The sequence below is a fragment of the Streptomyces sp. NPDC002265 genome, from assembly GCF_040296125.1.
Lineage (GTDB): Bacteria > Actinomycetota > Actinomycetes > Streptomycetales > Streptomycetaceae > Streptomyces.
Map to the genome: position 1 here is coordinate 1 of NZ_JBEOWS010000200.1, position 17,845 is coordinate 17,845.

Here is a 17,845-nt window from a genome sequence, read left to right on the forward strand (position 1 = left end):
CACCCCGGGCCCCGGGTGCACGCGCGCGTCGCGTCGGGCCCTCGGCCGGACCGGTCCGCCCGCGTCGGGCCCTGCCGTCGCGCCGGCCGGTCCTCAGCCTGCGAACGCCTCGCACACCGCGTCGTACTCCCGTGTCCACCACATCACCAGCGCCGAGGCCGCCGGGAACTGGGGGTCCGCGCGGGTGTCGCCCCGCTCGTAGTGCCAGCGCAGCATCCAGAAGTCGTTCAGGCGCTCCCACCACACCCGGTGGACGGCCGCGGCGAGCTCCGAGGGGGTGACCCCCGCCGAGCGGCGGTAGGCGCGCGCGTAGGCCCGCGCCTTGGGCAGGTCGAGGGCGCCCACCGGACGTACGAAGAAGATCGCGGCGGCGCGTACGGCCTCCTCGGCGCGGGGCTGCACGCCCAGGCGGTCCCAGTCGACGATCGCGGCCGGGGCGTCGCCCTTGTAGAGCAGGTTGAACGGATGGAAGTCGCCGTGCACCCAGCCCACCGACGCCCCGCGCGGCGGCCGCCGGTCCGCGTGCCGTTCGAGCAGGGCGCGGCGTTCCAGCAGCCGGTGCCGGGCCAGCTCGTCGAAGGAGTCGGCGGGGCGGTGCCGGCGGACCCGGGCGAGCAGGTCGTCGATCAGGGCGAACGTGGAGTTCGGATCGGCACTCTCCACGGGATGGGGGCTCGTGGCGGGGCGGGTGCGCCCCTTCGGTGGCATCACGCGCTCCAGACAGGCGTGTACGGCCCCGAGGAGCCCGCCCAGGCGTGCGCACTGGCCGGTGGTCAGCTGGCCGCCGTGGCAGTGGCGGCCGTCGATCCAGGGGTGCAGGGCGTAGGCGTGGCCGCCGACCACGGCGACGGTGCGGCCGTCGCGGCCGGTCAGCGGCGGGGCCACCGGGACGCCCAGGTCCGCCAGCCGCTGGGTGGCCCGGTGCCGGCGCTCGATCGCGGCCGGGTCGGCGGTGTCGGGGTCGAAGTGGTGCTTGAGGAAGTAGCGGCCGCGGGTGGTGCACAGGCGGTAGCCGCGGTTCAGCAGGCCCTGGTCGACGGGCTCGCAGGCGAGGGCGGACCCGGCGGCGTACTGGCGCAGGAGGGCGCTCAACGGCGGCGACGGGGGCGCATGAAGTGCACGGGGTGGTAAGGAAGGGCGCGGCACGCGCCAGATGCTAGGGCACCGGACAAGGCCGTGAGCTGGGCGTTGTCACAGTAAGTCGCGGTCAGTCGCTTGTGGTCACATAGTGTGCTCGAACCGGTCCCGGCGGCTGCCGACGGAGGCCGGGACGATCACCGCGCACATGTGTTCACTCCTTTGTTCATTCCTTGCCGGCCTGTATCCGGGCCACGAAGGCGGCGGCCTGGGAGCGCCGCTGCATCTCGAGTTTCGACAGCAGACCCGAGACATAGTTCTTGATCGTCTTTTCGGCGAGGTGCAGCCGCTCGCCGATCTGGCGGTTGGTGAGTCCCTCGCCGATCAGGTCGAGGATCCTGCGTTCCTGCTCGGTCAGCCGGGCGAGCCGGTCGTCGGACCCGGCCCCTGCGCCCTCGCGCAGACGCATCCGCACCCGCGCGGCGGCCTGCGGATCGATCAGCGACTTCCCGGCGGCGACGTCCCGGACGGCGCTCAGCAGCTCGTTGCCCCGGATGGCCTTCAGTACATAGCCGGAGGCACCCGCCATGATCGCGTCCAGGAGGGCCTCGTCGTCCGCGAACGAGGTCAGCATCAGGCATCCGACGGACTTGTCCCGGGAGCGGATCTCCCGGCACACCTCCACCCCGCTGCCGTCCGGCAGCCGCACGTCGAGCACCGCCACGTCCGGCCGGGTGGCCGGAATTCGCGCCAGCGCCTCGGCGGCCGTACCGGCCTCGCCCACCACCTCGATGTCGTCCTCGACCGAGAGCATCTCGTGGACCCCGCGGCGCACGACCTCGTGGTCATCAAGGAGAAATACTCTGATTTTTCCTTCTTCGCGCACCCGATCAGTTTCCCACGTCAGCTCTTCCCGTGACATGGGTGACCGGGATAACGTGCCGTAGCTCCGGCCTCCTGCAAGGCTGTGACCAGCAACCTTCCCGTCCATCCCGATTTACTTGGAAATCCAAGCAAAATCGCAGGTCAGGAGGGGTTTCACAGAAATGTGGAGCACTGGGTAACGTGACTGTTGCAGGGCGCTCGCCGGGGCACCTGTCACGCCTGTTCCCGGCCGAGTGGCACCCACCCCGTGCACGGGTGCCGGAACAGGTGAGCCGCTCCCCCCGGCTCCAAAAGGAGCAGGGGGGATCCCAGCCTGCCGGCAACCCCGGGGGCCGGACCGACGGAGGAGCACACGTGACCGTGGAGAGCACTGCCGCGCGCAAGCCGCGACGCAGCGCCGGTACCAAGCGCACGAGCGCCGGCAGTACGCCGGACGCGGCGGGTGCGGAGCCGGAACTCGTCCAGCTGCTGACGCCCGAGGGGAAGCGCGTCAAGAACGCCGACTACGACAAGTACGTCGCCGACGTGACGCCCGACGAGCTCCGTGGTCTGTACCGCGACATGGTGCTCACCCGGCGCTTCGACGCCGAGGCCACGTCCTTGCAGCGCCAGGGCGAGCTGGGCCTGTGGGCCTCGCTGCTCGGCCAGGAGGCCGCCCAGATCGGCTCCGGCCGGGCCCTGCGCGACGACGACTACGTCTTCCCGACCTACCGCGAGCACGGCGTCGCCTGGTGCCGCGGGGTCGACCCGACCAACCTGCTCGGCATGTTCCGCGGTGTGAACAACGGCGGCTGGGACCCGAACAGCAACAACTTCCACCTGTACACGATCGTCCTCGGCTCGCAGACCCTGCACGCCACCGGCTACGCGATGGGCGTCTCCAAGGACGGCGCGGACTCCGCGGTGCTCGCGTACTTCGGCGACGGCGCCTCCAGCCAGGGCGACGTCAACGAGTCGTTCGTCTTCTCGGCGGTCTACAACGCCCCGGTCGTGTTCTTCTGCCAGAACAACCAGTGGGCGATCTCCGAGCCCATCGAGAAGCAGACCCGCGTCCCGCTCTACCAGCGCGCCCGCGGCTTCGGCTTCCCCGGCGTCCGGGTCGACGGCAACGACGTCCTGGCCTGCCTCGCGGTGACCCGCGCGGCCCTGGAGCGCGCCCGCAGCGGCGAGGGACCGACGCTGGTGGAGGCGTTCACGTACCGCATGGCCGCCCACACCACCTCCGACGACCCGACCCGCTACCGGCGCGACGCCGAGCGTGAGGCGTGGGAGGCCAAGGACCCGATCCTGCGTCTGCGGGCCTACCTGGAGAGCGAGGGCCACGCCGACGCGGCCTTCTTCGAGGAGCTCGAGACGGAGAGCGAGACGCTCGGCAAGCACGTCCGCGAGGTCGTCCGGGCCATGCCCGTCCCGGAGCACATGGCGATCTTCGACAACGTGTACGCCGACGGGCACGCGCTCGTCGACGAGGAGCGCGCGCAGTTCGCCGCCTACCAGGCGTCCTTCACGGGCGGAGAGGCCGAGTAATCATGGCTGTTCAGACGCTTCCCCTCGCGAAGGCGCTCAACGAGTCGCTGCGCAAGGCCCTGGAGACCGACCCCAAGGTCGTCATCATGGGCCTGGACGTCGGCAAGCTGGGCGGAGTCTTCCGGATCACCGACGGCCTCCAGAAGGACTTCGGCGAGGACCGGGTCATCGACACCCCGCTCGCCGAGTCCGGCATCGTCGGCACCGCGATCGGACTCGCGCTGCGCGGCTACCGGCCGGTCGTGGAGATCCAGTTCGACGGCTTCGTCTTCCCGGCGTACGACCAGATCGTCACCCAGCTCGCGAAGATGCGGGCCCGGTCGCTCGGTGCCGTGAAGGTGCCGGTCGTCATCCGCATCCCGTACGGCGGCGGCATCGGCGCCGTCGAGCACCACTCCGAGTCCCCCGAGTCGCTCTTCGCGCACGTCGCGGGCCTCAAGGTCGTCACCCCGGCGAACTCCTCCGACGCCTACTGGATGCTCCAGCAGGCGATCCAGAGCGACGACCCGGTCATCTTCTTCGAGCCCAAGCGCCGCTACTGGGACAAGGGCGAGGTCGACACCGACGCCATCCCGGGCGAGCTGCACAAGGCCCGCGTCGCCCGCGAGGGCACGGACCTCACGCTCGTCGCGTACGGCCCGATGGTGAAGACCTGTCTGGAGGTCGCCGCCGCGGCCGCCGAGGAGGGCAGGTCGCTGGAGGTCCTGGACCTGCGGTCGATCTCCCCGCTGGACTTCGACACGATCCAGGCGTCGGTGGAGAAGACCCGCCGTCTGGTCGTCGTGCACGAGGCGCCGGTGTTCTTCGGCTCGGGCGCGGAGATCGCCGCCCGGATCACGGAGCGGTGCTTCTACCACCTGGAGGCTCCGGTGCTCAGGGTCGGCGGCTACCACGCCCCGTACCCGCCGGCCCGCCTGGAGGAGGAGTACCTGCCGGGCCTGGACCGGGTGCTCGACGCCGTCGACCGTGCCCTGGCGTACTGAGGAGAGGGTCGTGACGACGATGACCGAAGGGTCCGTACGCGAGTTCAAGATGCCCGACGTGGGCGAGGGACTCACCGAGGCCGAGATCCTCAAGTGGTACGTCCAGCCCGGCGACACGGTGACGGACGGCCAGGTGGTGTGCGAGGTCGAGACCGCCAAGGCGGCCGTCGAACTCCCCATCCCCTACGACGGAGTGGTCCGCGAACTGCGATTCCCCGAGGGCACCACGGTGGACGTGGGCACGGCGATCATCGCGGTGGACGTGGCGGGCGGGGCAGCCCCCGTGGAGGCCCCGGCGCCCGCCGCAGCGCGGCAGGAGGAGTCCCCGGCACCGGAGGAGCCGGCGGCGCCGGCCCGCACGCCGGTGCTCGTCGGCTACGGCGTGGCCACCTCCTCCACCCGGCGGCGCCCCCGCAGGACCACGCAGGCCCCGGGCCAGGAGGCCCAGGCCGCGCAGGCGTTCCCGGCGGCCCAGGCGGCGATCCAGGGCGAGCTGAACGGCGCGGGCACGGCTGCCGCCGTCGCGCAGCGGCCGCTGGCCAAGCCCCCGGTGCGCAAGCTGGCCAAGGACCTGGGCGTGGACCTGACGCAGGTGGTTCCGTCCGGTCCGGACGGAATCGTCACGCGTGAGGACGTGCACGCGGCGGCGTCCGCCGCGCAGGCACCGGCCGTCGCGGCTCCGGCGGCCCCGGCGGCTCCCGCTCCGGCCGCCGCCCCGGCTCCGGTGCAGGCCCCGGCGCCGGTCGCGGCGTACGACGCGGCCCGCGAGACCCGGATCCCGGTCAAGGGGGTCCGCAAGGCGATCGCGCAGGCCATGATCGGTTCGGCCTTCACCGCGCCGCACGTCACGGAGTTCGTGACGGTCGACGTGACCCGCACGCTGAAGCTCGTCGAGGAGCTGAAGCAGGACAAGGACATGCAGGGACTGCGGGTGAACCCGCTGCTGCTGATCTCCAAGGCCCTGCTGGTCGCGATCAAGCGCAACCCGGACGTCAACGCGTCCTGGGACGAGGCCAACCAGGAGATCGTGCTCAAGCACTACGTCAACCTGGGCATCGCGGCGGCCACCCCGCGCGGTCTGATCGTGCCGAACATCAAGGACGCGCAGACGAAGACGCTGCCGCAGCTGGCCGAGGCACTGGGCGAGCTGGTGTCCACGGCGCGCGAGGGCAGGACCTCGCCGGCGGCGATGCAGGGCGGGACGGTGACGATCACCAACGTCGGCGTCTTCGGCGTCGACACCGGTACGCCGATCCTCAATCCGGGTGAGTCCGCGATCCTCGCGGTCGGCGCGATCAAGCTCCAGCCGTGGGTCCACAAGGGCAAGGTGAAGCCTCGCCAGGTCACCACGCTGGCCTTGAGCTTCGACCACCGGCTCGTCGACGGCGAACTGGGCTCGAAGGTGCTCGCGGACGTCGCGGCGATCCTGGAGGAGCCGAAAAAACTGATCACCTGGGCATGACGGTCGCCTCGACCCGATAGGCTCGACGCAGAGAGGGGCCGGCCGCAACTTCGGTTTGCGACCGTCCCCTCTCTGCTGTTCCGGGTCGGAGGCCGGGTCCGGGTCAAGGACGGTTGAGCACGTAGATCGGCGCCCCGTCCTCACTGGCGCCCCGGGAGTGGATGCAGGCGTGCTTGCGCAGCATGCGCAGGCTGTCGTTCACCCGGTGCACCGAGAGCCCCGTACGGGCCGCGATGGACTCCAGCGGCTGACGCAGCTCACCCGTCTCGACCAGGACCGGGACGATCGCCACCGCCACCGCCCACACGTCCGAGGTCACGGACAGCCGCTGCCGCCAGTCGGCCAGCACGGACTCGGTGGTCGGGTTCACCGGGCAGACGGCGGCGGGCGCCGGACGGTCGAGGGCCAGGGTGTCGAGCCGGTTCGCGATGCGTTCCAGGGCCAGCGCCACGGCCTGCTGCGCCGCGATTGCCTCGCGCTGCATCTCCAGCAGGGTGTGCTGCATCTCCATCATGCTCGTCTGGATGTCCACCGTGGTCCGTTGCAGGTCCACCATGGTGCGTTGCAGGTCCACCGTGGTCCGGTGCAGGTCCACCGTGGTGTGCTGAAGGTCCACCGTGGTGCGCCGCAGAGCGAGCGACTCCTGCCGGGTGACGGCGAGTTGCTCGTCCGCCTGGATGTTGCGCTCCTCCAGCCGGACGATGGCGTCGGCGACCTGCTGCGGCATGGCGTACGCGATGGGGGCGCCCGGTGCGGCGGGCTGCACCTCGGCCTCCTCCAGGGTGTACGAACCTTCGCGCTGGACGGTCTCGATCACCTCGGCGCACCACTGCTTGAAGGGCGCGCAGGCGGGCTTGGTGCAGCCGTTGACGAGCAGGATCAGACCCTGGAGATCGATGAGCTGCAAGTCTCGGCGCCAGTTCCTGCCTGCGGGAATGCTGAGACCGTAACTTCCGGTGACGGTCTCGAGATTGTCTCGGTGCTCTTCGGGTACGTGGTCGGCAAGCGCCTTCCGCGAGTTGGCGTACCCCAGCTCCTTGCACACATCCACCGCCGGGAACCAGTGCGCCCCGCCCGGCAGGGTCAGCCGGCGGACCCGGGCTCCCGTGGCCGCGTAGACGAAGTCGCCGACGTCGATCGCGTCGTACTGCTTGCCCGCGTCGGGCCGCTTGTCGGGTTCATTCATGTGAACCACCTCCGCTGCGGAACGTAGAGCGGAGCAAATCGAATATGCCAGCCAGCGCAATGATGTTCACCGTTGCGGGTGAAATCGGGCGGGAAACACCGAGGGGGTCCTTCCGCCGCCGCGGAAGAACCCCCCTCGATCCGTGTGCGTCAGGCCAGCCTGGCGAAGCCGTAGTTGAGGAGCTTCGTGGCGTCCGTGGCGCGCTGCGTGGCGTTGGTGTCGGCGAGGATCGTGCCGATGACCGTCTTGCCGCCCCGGGTCGCGGCGAAGACGAGGCAGTACTTCGCCTCGGCGCCGGAGCCGGTCTTCACCCCGATGGCACCGCTGTAGCTGCTGAGCAGCGTGTTCGTGTTCGTCCACGCGGCCATGGTGCGGGTGCTGCCGGTCTTGGTGATCGTCTTGGCCGTGTACGACTTGGTCTTGACGATCGCGCGGAAGTTGGCGTTCTTCATCGCGTTGCTGGCGAGCTTCGTCAGGTCCTTCGCTGTCGAGTAGTTGCCACCGTTGCCGATGCCGTCGAACGAGTCGAAGTGGCTGTTCGTCATGCCGAGGCTCTTGGCGGTGGAGTTCATCTTTGCGAGGAACGACTTCACCCGCAGGGCCCTGGTCGAACCGGTGCCGTACTTGTCGGCCAGCGCGTACGCGGCGTCGCAGCCGGACGGCAGCATCAGACCGTAGAGCAGCTGGCGGACGGTGACCTTGTCACCGACGATCAGGTGGGCGGACGACGCGCCCTTGGCGACGATGTAGTCGCTGTACGCCTTCTGGATGGTGACCTTGGCGTCCAGGTTGAGGTTGGTCTGCGCCAGCACGACCCTGGCGGTCATGATCTTCGTGGTGGAGCCGGTGGACAGCTTGGTGTCCATGCCCTTGTTGTAGAGCGTCGTACCGGTCGCGTTGTTCATCACATAGCCGGTCTTGCCCATGATCGTCGGCGTGGTGACGGCCTGCGCGGGCGCGGCGGCGAAGGCCCCCGTGGCCAGCACGGCGCCCGCGGTGACGGCTACGGCGGCTACGCGGCGGCGCCGGATGCCCTTAATGCCCTTTATCAAGTGAGTTACCCCGAATAAGTTGAATGCCCCTGTTGTGCGGCCGAGTTGGCGGGCTACAGCGAGACGGCCGCAAGTGTGTGACACGTAAGTAGCACAGAAGGTTGTGCGGTTGCTGGGTCCGAATTCCCCGAACGGGTGAAGGGTGCGGGGGCGGCCCACTTCGGGGTCCGGTCCGGGGTCCGGTCCGGTCCGCATGCTGGACCGGGCGCCGTTATGCGTACGTGATGTATCTATCCTGTGGGCATGAGCCTGGCCGTCAAACAAGCACCCGCCGCCGACCGCGTCTACAGCCATGTCAAGCAAGGTGTCCTGGAGCGCCGTTACGAGGGCGGCACCCTGCTCACCGAGGGCGAGCTCGCCGAGGCCGTCGGGGTCTCGCGCACCCCCGTGCGCGAGGCGCTGCTGCGGCTGGAGGCCGAGGGACTGATCAAGCTCTACCCGAAGAAGGGCGCCCTGGTCCTGCCGGTCTCCGCGCAGGAGATCGCCGACGTCGTGGAGACCCGGCTGCTGGTGGAGGAGCACGCGGCGCGCAAGGCCGTGCCCGCCCCCGCCGGTCTCGTCGAACGGCTGGAGGGGCTGCTGGCCCGGCAGAAGGCCCAGGCCGCCGCCGGGGATCTGGCGGGCGCCGCCGTCACCGACCGCTGCTTCCACGCGGAGATCGTCCGCAGCGGGGGCAACGAGATCCTCTCCCGCCTCTACGACCAGCTCCGCGACCGCCAGCTGCGGATGGGCGTGGCGGTGATGCACTCCCACCCCGACCGGATCGCCAAGACCCTCGCCGAGCACGAGGAGATCCTCGGCGCGCTGCGCGCGGGCGACGCGGAGGCGGCCGTCTCCCTGGTCCACCGGCACATCGGCTGGTTCTCCCATCTGGCCCGGGGCGAGGTCCGATGAGCGCCGGATCCAGGCCGGCGGCCGCGCTCCCCTCCGACCCGCCGGGCGGCCGCCGCGCCGTGGCCGTCTGGTCCATCGGCGTCGCCGTCTACTTCGTCGCCGTCATCTTCCGTACGTCCCTGGGGGTGGCCGGACTCGACGCCGCCGACCGCTTCCACGTGGGCGCCTCCGCGCTGTCCACGTTCTCCATCCTCCAGCTGCTGGTGTACGCGGGCATGCAGATACCGGTGGGGCTCCTGGTGGACCGGCTCGGCACCAGGAAGGTGCTGACCATCGGCGTCGTGCTGTTCACGGCCGGGCAGCTCGGCTTCGCGTTCTCACCGTCCTACGGCACGGCGCTCGCGTCGCGGGCGCTGCTCGGGTGCGGTGACGCGATGACGTTCATCAGCGTGCTGCGGCTCGGCTCGCGCTGGTTCCCGGCGCGGCGCGGCCCCCTGGTCGCGCAGCTCGCGGGTCTGGCGGGCATGGCCGGCAATCTGGTGTCGACGCTGGTGCTGGCCCGGCTGCTGCACGGCGTCGGATGGACGGCGGCGTTCGCGGGCAGCGCGCTCGCCGGTGTCGTGGTGCTCGTCCTGCTGCTGCTGTTCCTGGAGGACCACCCCGAGGGGTGCGAGCCGGAGCCGTTCCCGCACCGGGGCTCCGCCTATGTCCGCCGGCAGATCGCCGCGTCCTGGCGGGAGCCGGGGACGCGGCTGGGACTGTGGGTGCACTTCACCACCCAGTTCCCCGCGATGGTGTTCCTGCTGCTGTGGGGGATGCCGTTCCTGGTCGAGGCACAGGGGCTCAGCCGGGCCACCGCCGGTGAACTCCTCACACTGGTCGTGCTCTCCAACATGATGGTCGGCCTGGTGTACGGCCAGATCGTGGCCCGGCACCACGAGGCCCGGCTGCCGCTGGCGCTGGGGACGGTGGGGGCCACGGCCGTGGTCTGGGCGGTGACGCTGGCCTGGCCCGGCGCGCACGCGCCGATGTGGCTGCTGATCGTGCTGTGCGCGGTGCTCGGCGCGTGCGGACCGGCGTCGATGCTCGGCTTCGACTTCGCGCGGCCGGCCAATCCGCCGGAGCGGCAGGGAACCGCGTCCGGCATCACGAACATGGGCGGGTTCGTCGCCTCGATGACGACGCTGTTCGCGGTGGGCGTGCTGCTGGACGCCACCGGCGACGACTTCACCGTCGCCTTCTGCGCGGTGTTCGTCCTCCAGGCGCTCGGCGTCACCCAGATACTGCGCCTGCGCAGCCGAGCGGCCCGGCGGGAGCGGGAGCGGCTGGTGGCGTCCCGGGTGGAGACGGTGCACGTACCGGTGTGAGCGGGCGCCACGGGCGGGGGACACCCGCCCGTGGCCGGCCCCATCGGGCCGGCACGCCTCCGCGTCACGGGGTCATCGGATCACCGGCTCGCCAGGTCACCGGATCTCCGGGTCACCGGACAGCCAGGTCACCGGATCTCCGGATAGACAGGTCACCGGACCACCGGACCACCGGATCAGCGGGTCACCGCGAAGTTCCGCAGTATCGCCTCGGCGAGGTCCGGGTCGCCCTCCGCCTTGATCCGGTCCGCCACCGCGTCCGCGGACACCCGGCCGCAGGCCAGCCGTACGAAGGTCTCCCAGTCGAGGGTGAGGGTGGCGGCGGGGCCGAGGGCGGGGGCCGTCTCCAGGGTGCCGCGGCCCTGGATGTCGACGCGGATCGTGCGCAGGAACTCGACGGGGCCGTGCACGTCGAGGACGACCGCCGAACTGCGCGGAGCCTGCGCCTTGTCGGCCACGACCTGGGGCAGCCCGGCGAGGAGCACGTCACGGGTGATGTGCGCGCCGGGGGAGTCGAGGTTGCCCGGACGGCCCAGGGCGGCACGCAGGTCCTGCTCGTGCACCCAGACGTTGAACGCGTGGGTGCGCATGGACTCCTCGAGGGTGACCTCGGTGCTGAGGTGGCCGCGCACCTTCGTGCCGGGATCGCGGGACTCGTTGCGCAGCTGGCGGTTGCGGCGGATGACCGTGTACTCCAGCTCCGACGTCATCTCCGGCGCCGTGTGGTGGCGGCGGACGTCGACCTGCATCTCCATGTAGCGCTGGTGCTCGTTGGTGACGTGGAACAGGTCCCGCGGCAGGGTGTGGATGGGACGCGGGTCGCCCAGCATCTCGCAGTCCAGACCGATCACATGCGAGACGACGTCCCGGACCGACCAGCCCGGGCACGGGGTCCGCCGGTTCCACTCGCCCTCCACGAGCGGCTGCACCAGTTCGGATATCGCGTCGATGGAGTGGGTCCAGGCGTCGGCGTAGGGCTGGAGGGTGGGATGCAGACTCACGGAACGGGACCCCTCGGCGGTCGGTACACGGTTGGTTTACGGCGGCGTTGCCAGCGGGAGGTGACAATCGGTGGGTGCCTTGGCTCCCCCTATTCTCGGCTCCGCTCGAATCGGGGGGACCCCCAAGTTACGCTGCTGCGAGGCACCCCGGCAGTGCTTTCGTGTGACGATCGTAGGCCCGTGTGGACGGCTCGAATGCCAGGACGGTGGTAGTGTGCGCGCCTCTTTGATCCAAGTCGCCGTGGACGAAGGCGAATCGACCGCGTCACGGCGGGAGCGGGTGGCCTCCCTGGTACGGGATCAGGCCGGTGTCGCCGATCTGGTGATGCTGCCCGAGCTGTGGACCACGGGTGCCTTCGCCTACCAGCGGTTCGCCGACGAGGCGGAGCCGCTCGACGGGCCGACCCACGAGGCGATGGCGAAGGCCGCGAGCGAGGCGGGCGTGTGGCTGCACGCGGGCTCGATCCCGGAGCGGGACCCGGAAGGCCCCCTGTACAACACCTCGCTCCTCTTCTCCCCCGACGGCGAGCTCGCCGCCGCATACCGCAAGATCCACCGCTTCGGGTTCGACCAGGGCGAGGCCGTGCTCATGGGCGCGGGTACGCAGCTGTGCACCGCGCGCCTGGCCGGCACGACGGTCGGTCTGGCCACCTGCTACGACCTCCGTTTCCCCGAACTCTTCCGCGGGCTCGTCGACGCCGGCGCCGAGGTGCTGCTGCTCCCGGCCGGCTGGCCGGAGCGCCGGCGTGCGCACTGGACGCTGCTGGCCCAGGCCCGTGCGGTGGAGAACCAGGCGTTCGTGCTCGCCTGCGGAACGGCCGGGACCCATGCGGGAGTTCCCCAGGCGGGTCACTCGATCGTGGTCGATCCCTGGGGCGAGGTCCTCGCGCAGGCGGGCCCCGAGGAGGAGGTCCTCACCGTGGAGTTCGACCCGGCGAAGGTCGCCACGGTCCGGGAGCAGTTCCCGGCGCTGAAGGACCGCGTCCTGGGGCTGGCCGCGCCCGTCCGCTGAGGAACCGGGATCAGTCCTCCCGGCGCTCCTGCTCCGCCAGGTGGATCACGCACACCGCCACCGCGATCAGCAGCGCCGGATCGGCGTCCTCCCGTACGACGTCGACGCCGTACGTCTCCCGTACGTGCAGCCACCGCCGGGAGACGACGGCGAGCAGCTCGCCGTCGTACTCGACGGCGAACTCGCGGTCGAGGATCCTGCCGCTGACGTCCAGTCCGGTGCCGTCCACGAGGGACACCCGGAAGTGGTTGCGCAGCAGGGAGAGCCGCTTGCGCCGGATCGTCGCGAGCGGCTCGCCGGCCCGCTCGATCACCATCGTGTCCCGCAGCGTCAGCATCTTTTGGTGGATGTCGATCAGGACGCGTCCGCGGGCGTCCTTCAGCTCGAAGGTGTCGCGCAGCCGCCTCGCCTTGCCGTCGACGAGGAACACCTTCTCGCCGTGCTCGTCCTCGATCCAGTAGTCGTCGCCGAAGCCGAGCAGCCGGTCGCGTACCAGGAATCTCATGCCCGCATGGTTCCCCGGCGCGGGCCGATCGTCACGGAGCGATCACACTCGGTGTCCGGGGTCTCGCATCCGTCGGGCGCAGGGGTGTACGGCGGCGGAACTTCCGGCCGCCGTGAGGTGATGGCCCAACCCTGCGGGCGGGGCACGGGTCGAACGAGGCGTAAGTCGCACAGACGTCGCACGTTCCTCCCGGAGGTTTCGCCATGTCTTCTCGCTCCGCCCGTCGCCGGGCGACCCGCGCCGTCCCGGCGGCTGCGACCGTCCTCGGCGCCGCACTGGCCGCCGCGTTCACCCTGACCGGGACCGCGGGTGCCGCGCCGTCGACGGCCACCGCCTCGGTCAACTCGTACGACTGGCAGCTCACGTACCAGGCCGCCGCGGGCCAGACCAACAAGGCCACCGTCACCGCGTCGCTCACCGCGGACCGCACGGGCATCACCTACGTGATCGACGACGCCGTCGCGATCGGCGCGGGCCACGGCTGCGCGTACCCCGTCGCCGCGGACCGCACGAAGGTGTCCTGCACGGTCACCCTCATGGACAGCCAGGACCCGTACGCCGCCCTGGTCATGAACCTCGGCGACCGCAACGACACGGTCGCGTACAAGAACGCCACCAACCAGATCTACTTCTACGCCGAGATCTCGCTGGGTGCCGGAAACGACAGACTGACCGACTCCGGCCGCCTCGACGGCACCTACGCCTCGGGCGACGCGGGCGACGACACCCTCACGGTGGGCGCGGAGGGCCTGGCCTGGGGCGGCGACGGCAACGACACGGTCCGGGCGAGCGGCGGCGACAACATCGTCCGGGGCGGCCGGGGCAACGACGTGCTGTACGGCGGCTCGGGGAGCCAGCACCTCTACGGCGACGACGGCAACGACAGGCTCCACGGCGGGAGCGCCGCCGACACGCTGCACGGCGGCAAGGGCAACGACGCCCTGTACGGCGACAGCGGCAACGACGTGCTGTACGGCAACAGCGGCAACGACCGGCTGTACGGCGGACCGGGCCGCGACTCGCTGTCCGGCGGCCCCGGCACGGATGCGATCCACCCGGGCTGACCGTTCGGCGACGGCCGCCCCGCCCGCCGCCCCGGCGCGGTGGGCAGGGCGGCACGGCGCCCCGGGCGGCGGTGATGGCACCCTGGGATCATGAGCGACTCCTCTCCCCGCCGCGTCCGTGTCCGCGCCCCCGAACTGCTGGGCAAGGGCGGCCGGCTCAACACGGGCGGCAAGCAACTCGGCCTCGCGGAGCTCCGGGGCCGTATCGTCATCGTTGATTTCTGAAAATGGACAACAGAGCACATACCTCTTCGCCACGCTCGGTGTGTGCGCCAAGACACGATCTGTGATCTGTACCTCCGGCTGTCCCTCGACAGGGACGGCAAGACCGCAATCGAGCGGCAGGAAGCCGACTGCCGTGCCTGGGCCGAACGCAACGGACTGACCGTCCGCAAGGTCCACATGGACAGAGGGCGCTCCGGCTGCAGGACCGTTGAGCGCAAGGGCTTCGACGCCGCGCTCGCAGCCGTCACGGCGGGCGTCGTCGGCACGCTGATCGTCTGGAAGCTGGACCGCCTGTCCCGCAAGGGCATCGGCCAGGTGGGCAAGGTGCTGGACGACATCGAGAAGGCCGGCGGCCGTCTCGTCTCGGTCGTGGACGACCTCGACACCTCGAACGACTCGGCACGCATGGTCGTCGCGATGCTCGCCGAGCCGGCCCGGTCCGAGTCGAAGAATCTCGGCACGCGCGTCGGGCACGCGAAGCGCTACCTCCGCAGCAAGGGGCAGTGGATCGGCGGACAACCTCCGTACGGGCTGTTCATCGACCCGAAGACCAAGAAGCTCGTCCATGACCCGGAGCACGCCGTCTACGCCCGCCTGATCGCGGACGAAGCGCTCGCCGGGACATCGTTGGTCAAGATCGCCCGGCTCCTCAACGAGTACGAGATCCTCGCGCCCAGGGGCGGGCAGTGGAACGCGGCCTGCTCCCCATGCCCTCTGTGGACGTGTCACCGATGCTCGACGCCGCCACGTTGCGCGAGGCGTGGGCGGCCTCGGGGAACGACTACCGGCGGGATCGTCTGTCGCTTGCCATCGACCGGGTTGAAGTGAGCAAGGGAGTGCGCGGGCAGCGGATCATCCCGGAGCAGCGCATCCAGATCCAGTGGGCGAAGCTGGTCGGCACGGATGCCGCCACCTGAGCACCCCGGCAAGCGCTCTGCTGTCGGCAGCGGATAGGCGTGACGAAGTGCCGCTCTCGCTCAGTCGCCGACCTGGTGCTCCACGCGGTGGCGGATGTACTCGTCCGGATGAGCCCGGGCTGTCGCCACCGCCGCGTCCACCAAGGCGTGCAGCTCCGGCGGATAGACAGACTTCCGCAGCGACAGCCCCGGCAGGATGCAGCGCCGGACGTCCAGGTGCTCGTTGCTCACGAACTCGCGCAGAGCGGCCTCGTTCCACTCGGCGACCACGGCCGAGCCGCCATCGGTCTCCGCCTGACCAGTGGCTCTGCCGTTCTCCGCCCGTACGACGGGCATCTGCAGGGGTAGGGCCGACCAGTACCAGGCCCGCGCGGCGCCCGCCCGCTCGAGGTCCGTGCCCGTTCGCAGGTACTCGAGCAGCGCGATTCGGACGCGCCTGGGCCCGAACGCATTCAGGGCCGGCTCGACGAACCAGCGGTTGAAACTCGGGTCGGGCTCGTGGACGGCAGCCCTGAGCAGTACGTCGAAGGACTCTTCGGAAAGGACGACGCCCCGTCGGCAGGCGTCACGAATCGCCGCCCGGACGACGTGTCCCCAGGTCCAAAGGTCCTCGCGCTCCGTTTCCAGAGCAATGTCGAGCCCCAGACTTCGGACCACGCTCTCCAGACACGTCTCGTAGACGTCCTCCCGGCGCTCCGTGCACCCCGGCAGTGCCATGAACCCCTGCACCGGTTCCGCCGGGCCCCCTGCGTCAGGTCCGTGCCCGTCAGTAGCCATCCCCGCCCCCTGGAGTCGTGCTCTACGCGTGTGATCCGACGTTCGTACCAGGATGGCAAGCTTGAAGCATGAACGATGCTGCCCCGGCGCCCGCCCCCGCGCCTGCACCCCGCAAGCGTGCCCGTGTCCGTGCCCCCGAGCTGATCGGCAAGGGCGGCTGGATCAACACCGGCGGGAAGGATCTTAAGCTCGCCGACTTCCGAGGTCGCACATTGATCTTGGATTTTTGGACCTTCTGCTGCATCAACTGCCTGCATGTTCTCGACGAGCTGCGGGAGCTGGAGGAGAAGCACCGGGACACCGTCGTGATCGTCGGGGTCCACTCGCCGAAGTTCGTGCACGAGGCCGAGCACCAGGCGGTCGTGGACGCGGTCGAGCGCTACGGAGTGGAGCACCCCGTGCTCGACGACCCGGAGCTGGCCACCTGGAAGCAGTACGCGGTACGGGCCTGGCCGACGCTGGTCGTGATCGACCCCGAGGGGTACGTCGTCGCGCAGCACGCGGGCGAGGGGCACGCGCACGCGATCGCGCGGCTCGTCGAGGAGCTGGAGGCCGAGCACGAGGCGAAGGGCACGCTGCGCCGCGGCGACGGGCCGTACGTGGCGCCGGAGCCCGAGCCGACGGTGCTGCGCTTCCCCGGCAAGGCGCTGCTGCTGCCCTCCGGGACCTTCCTGGTCAGCGACACGACCCGGCATCAGCTGGTGGAGCTCGCCGAGGACGGCGAGACGGTCCTGCGGCGGATCGGGTCGGGGGCGCGCGGGTTCGCGGACGGCACGGCGGACACGGCGACCTTCAACGAGCCGCAGGGCCTGACGCTGCTGGACGGGGACGTGGTCGTCGCCGACACGGTCAACCACGCCCTGCGGCGCCTGGACCTGTCGACCGGCGAGGTGACGACCCTCGCGGGCACCGGCCGCCAGTGGTGGCAGGGCTCGCCGTCGTCCGGACCGGCCCGCGAGGTCGACCTGTCCTCGCCGTGGGACGTGGCCGTCTTCGGCGGCCGGGTGTGGATCGCGATGGCGGGCGTCCACCAGCTGTGGGCGTACGACCCCGCCGCCGGGACTGTCGCCGTCGCGGCCGGGACGACCAACGAGGGGCTCGTCGACGGGCCGGGGGACGAGGCCTGGTTCGCCCAGCCCTCCGGGCTCGCGGCCACCGCCGACCGGCTGTGGCTCGCCGACTCCGAGACGTCCGCGCTGCGCTGGGTGGACCTCGACGGGGTCGTCCACACGGCCGTGGGCACCGGGCTGTTCGACTTCGGGCACCGGGACGGGGACGCCGCTCAGGCGCTGCTCCAGCATCCGCTGGGGGTGACCGCGCTGCCCGACGGTTCGGTCGCCGTCGCCGACACCTACAACCACGCGCTGCGCCGCTACGATCCCGCGACCGGCGAGGTGAGCACGCTGGCCACGGATCTGCGGGAGCCGAGCGACGCCGTGCTGGCCGGCGAGGACATCGTGGTCGTGGAGTCGGCCCGGCACCGGCTGACCCGGCTGCGGCTGCCGGAGGAGGCGGTGCGGGTGGAGTCGGTCGCCCACCGCACGCAGCGTGCGGCCACCGAGGTGCGGCCCGGCAGATTGCAGCTGGACGTGATCTTCCAGGCTCCGGCGGGCCAGAAGCTGGACACCCGCTACGGTCCCTCGACCCGGCTGCTGGTCTCCTCGACCCCGCCCGGACTGCTGCTGGCGGGGGAAGGCGCGGACACTGACCTCTCGCGCACGCTGGAGCTGGACCCGGCGGTCACCGAGGGCGTGCTGCACGTCTCGGCGATGGCCGCGTCGTGCGACGACGATCCGGCCAACGAGTACCCGGCCTGCCATGTGCACCAGCAGGACTGGGGAGTTCCGGTCCGCCTCACCGAAGGCGGGGCGGACCGGCTGCCGTTGGTCCTGGCCGGCATGGACGACCAGGAGACGGCGGGACCCGCCTGACGGGCCGGCCCGTCGGGCGGGCGGGCGCCCCGGCAGGCCG

General features: G+C 70.9%; 17 protein-coding genes. 10 read left to right on the top strand and 7 right to left on the bottom strand.

What is annotated here, in order from left to right; all coding sequences use genetic code 11:
• Positions 1-93 precede the first annotated feature (93 nt).
• Complete coding sequence (locus ABT085_RS29115) at positions 94-1,092, bottom strand: phosphotransferase (RefSeq protein WP_351614220.1); 999 nt, start codon at positions 1,090-1,092, stop codon at positions 94-96.
• A 211-nt stretch (positions 1,093-1,303) separates the two neighbouring features.
• On the bottom strand, positions 1,304-1,963 hold the full coding sequence (locus ABT085_RS29120) for a response regulator (RefSeq protein ID WP_351614222.1): 660 nt from the start codon (positions 1,961-1,963) through the stop codon (positions 1,304-1,306).
• A gap of 353 nt (positions 1,964-2,316) precedes the next feature.
• On the opposite strand from ABT085_RS29120, the gene pdhA reads away from it, so the two are divergent.
• The 3 genes from pdhA to ABT085_RS29135 are packed head-to-tail and all read left to right on the top strand — an operon-like array spanning position 2,317 to position 5,934.
• A complete protein-coding gene (gene pdhA, locus ABT085_RS29125) occupies positions 2,317-3,489 on the top strand; it encodes a pyruvate dehydrogenase (acetyl-transferring) E1 component subunit alpha (RefSeq protein WP_351614225.1) in 1,173 nt (390 codons plus the stop codon).
• Positions 3,490-3,491: 2 nt separating this feature from the next.
• A complete protein-coding gene (locus ABT085_RS29130; RefSeq protein WP_351614228.1) occupies positions 3,492-4,472 on the top strand; it encodes an alpha-ketoacid dehydrogenase subunit beta in 981 nt (326 codons plus the stop codon).
• A 10-nt stretch (positions 4,473-4,482) separates the two neighbouring features.
• Positions 4,483-5,934, top strand: coding sequence for a dihydrolipoamide acetyltransferase family protein (locus ABT085_RS29135; RefSeq protein ID WP_351614230.1), 1,452 nt, complete (start codon positions 4,483-4,485; stop codon positions 5,932-5,934).
• Positions 5,935-6,037: 103 nt separating this feature from the next.
• Here the strand turns inward: ABT085_RS29135 and ABT085_RS29140 are convergent, their stop codons facing one another.
• Together ABT085_RS29140 and ABT085_RS29145 are read right to left on the bottom strand one after the other, a co-directional pair.
• Positions 6,038-7,120, bottom strand: a complete 1,083-nt coding sequence (locus ABT085_RS29140) for a BRO-N domain-containing protein (protein ID WP_351614233.1) — start codon at positions 7,118-7,120, stop codon at positions 6,038-6,040.
• Positions 7,121-7,269: 149 nt separating this feature from the next.
• Positions 7,270-8,172 (bottom strand): D-alanyl-D-alanine carboxypeptidase family protein, encoded by a 903-nt coding sequence (locus tag ABT085_RS29145; RefSeq protein ID WP_351614235.1) that lies wholly within the window; start codon positions 8,170-8,172, stop codon positions 7,270-7,272.
• 243 nt (positions 8,173-8,415) lie between these two features.
• On the opposite strand from ABT085_RS29145, the gene ABT085_RS29150 reads away from it, so the two are divergent.
• A complete protein-coding gene (locus tag ABT085_RS29150; protein WP_351614238.1) occupies positions 8,416-9,066 on the top strand; it encodes a GntR family transcriptional regulator in 651 nt (216 codons plus the stop codon).
• Positions 9,063-10,373, top strand: coding sequence for an MFS transporter (locus tag ABT085_RS29155; RefSeq protein ID WP_351614241.1), 1,311 nt, complete (start codon positions 9,063-9,065; stop codon positions 10,371-10,373). Before ABT085_RS29150 ends, ABT085_RS29155 begins: the two co-directional genes overlap by 4 nt.
• Before the next feature lie 176 nt (positions 10,374-10,549).
• Here the strand turns inward: ABT085_RS29155 and ABT085_RS29160 are convergent, their stop codons facing one another.
• Positions 10,550-11,374 carry a maleylpyruvate isomerase family mycothiol-dependent enzyme gene (locus ABT085_RS29160; RefSeq protein ID WP_351614244.1) on the bottom strand — a complete coding sequence of 275 codons (825 nt, stop codon included), beginning with the start codon at positions 11,372-11,374 and terminating at the stop codon, positions 10,550-10,552.
• Positions 11,375-11,588: 214 nt separating this feature from the next.
• On the opposite strand from ABT085_RS29160, the gene ABT085_RS29165 reads away from it, so the two are divergent.
• Positions 11,589-12,386 (top strand): carbon-nitrogen family hydrolase, encoded by a 798-nt coding sequence (locus ABT085_RS29165; protein ID WP_351614247.1) that lies wholly within the window; start codon positions 11,589-11,591, stop codon positions 12,384-12,386.
• A 10-nt stretch (positions 12,387-12,396) separates the two neighbouring features.
• On the opposite strand, the gene ABT085_RS29170 is transcribed toward ABT085_RS29165, so the two are convergent.
• A complete protein-coding gene (locus ABT085_RS29170) occupies positions 12,397-12,891 on the bottom strand; it encodes an LURP-one-related/scramblase family protein (protein WP_351614250.1) in 495 nt (164 codons plus the stop codon).
• 203 nt (positions 12,892-13,094) lie between these two features.
• On the opposite strand from ABT085_RS29170, the gene ABT085_RS29175 reads away from it, so the two are divergent.
• The 3 genes from ABT085_RS29175 (at position 13,095) to ABT085_RS29185 (ending at position 15,008) form a co-directional block, all read left to right on the top strand.
• A complete protein-coding gene (locus ABT085_RS29175) occupies positions 13,095-13,955 on the top strand; it encodes a calcium-binding protein (RefSeq protein WP_351614252.1) in 861 nt (286 codons plus the stop codon).
• A gap of 90 nt (positions 13,956-14,045) precedes the next feature.
• Positions 14,046-14,180 (top strand): thioredoxin domain-containing protein, encoded by a 135-nt coding sequence (locus ABT085_RS29180; RefSeq protein WP_351614255.1) that lies wholly within the window; start codon positions 14,046-14,048, stop codon positions 14,178-14,180.
• A gap of 42 nt (positions 14,181-14,222) precedes the next feature.
• Entirely contained in the window at positions 14,223-15,008 is a 786-nt protein-coding gene (locus ABT085_RS29185) for a recombinase family protein (protein WP_351614257.1), read from the top strand.
• 149 nt (positions 15,009-15,157) lie between these two features.
• Here ABT085_RS29185 and ABT085_RS29190 read toward each other — a convergent pair whose 3' ends face one another.
• Positions 15,158-15,814 (bottom strand): hypothetical protein, encoded by a 657-nt coding sequence (locus tag ABT085_RS29190; RefSeq protein WP_351614262.1) that lies wholly within the window; start codon positions 15,812-15,814, stop codon positions 15,158-15,160.
• Between the two features lie 128 nt (positions 15,815-15,942).
• Between ABT085_RS29190 and ABT085_RS29195 the strand changes: the two genes are divergently transcribed.
• Positions 15,943-17,805 carry an NHL domain-containing thioredoxin family protein gene (locus tag ABT085_RS29195; RefSeq protein ID WP_351614265.1) on the top strand — a complete coding sequence of 621 codons (1,863 nt, stop codon included), beginning with the start codon at positions 15,943-15,945 and terminating at the stop codon, positions 17,803-17,805.
• Positions 17,806-17,845 lie beyond the last annotated feature (40 nt).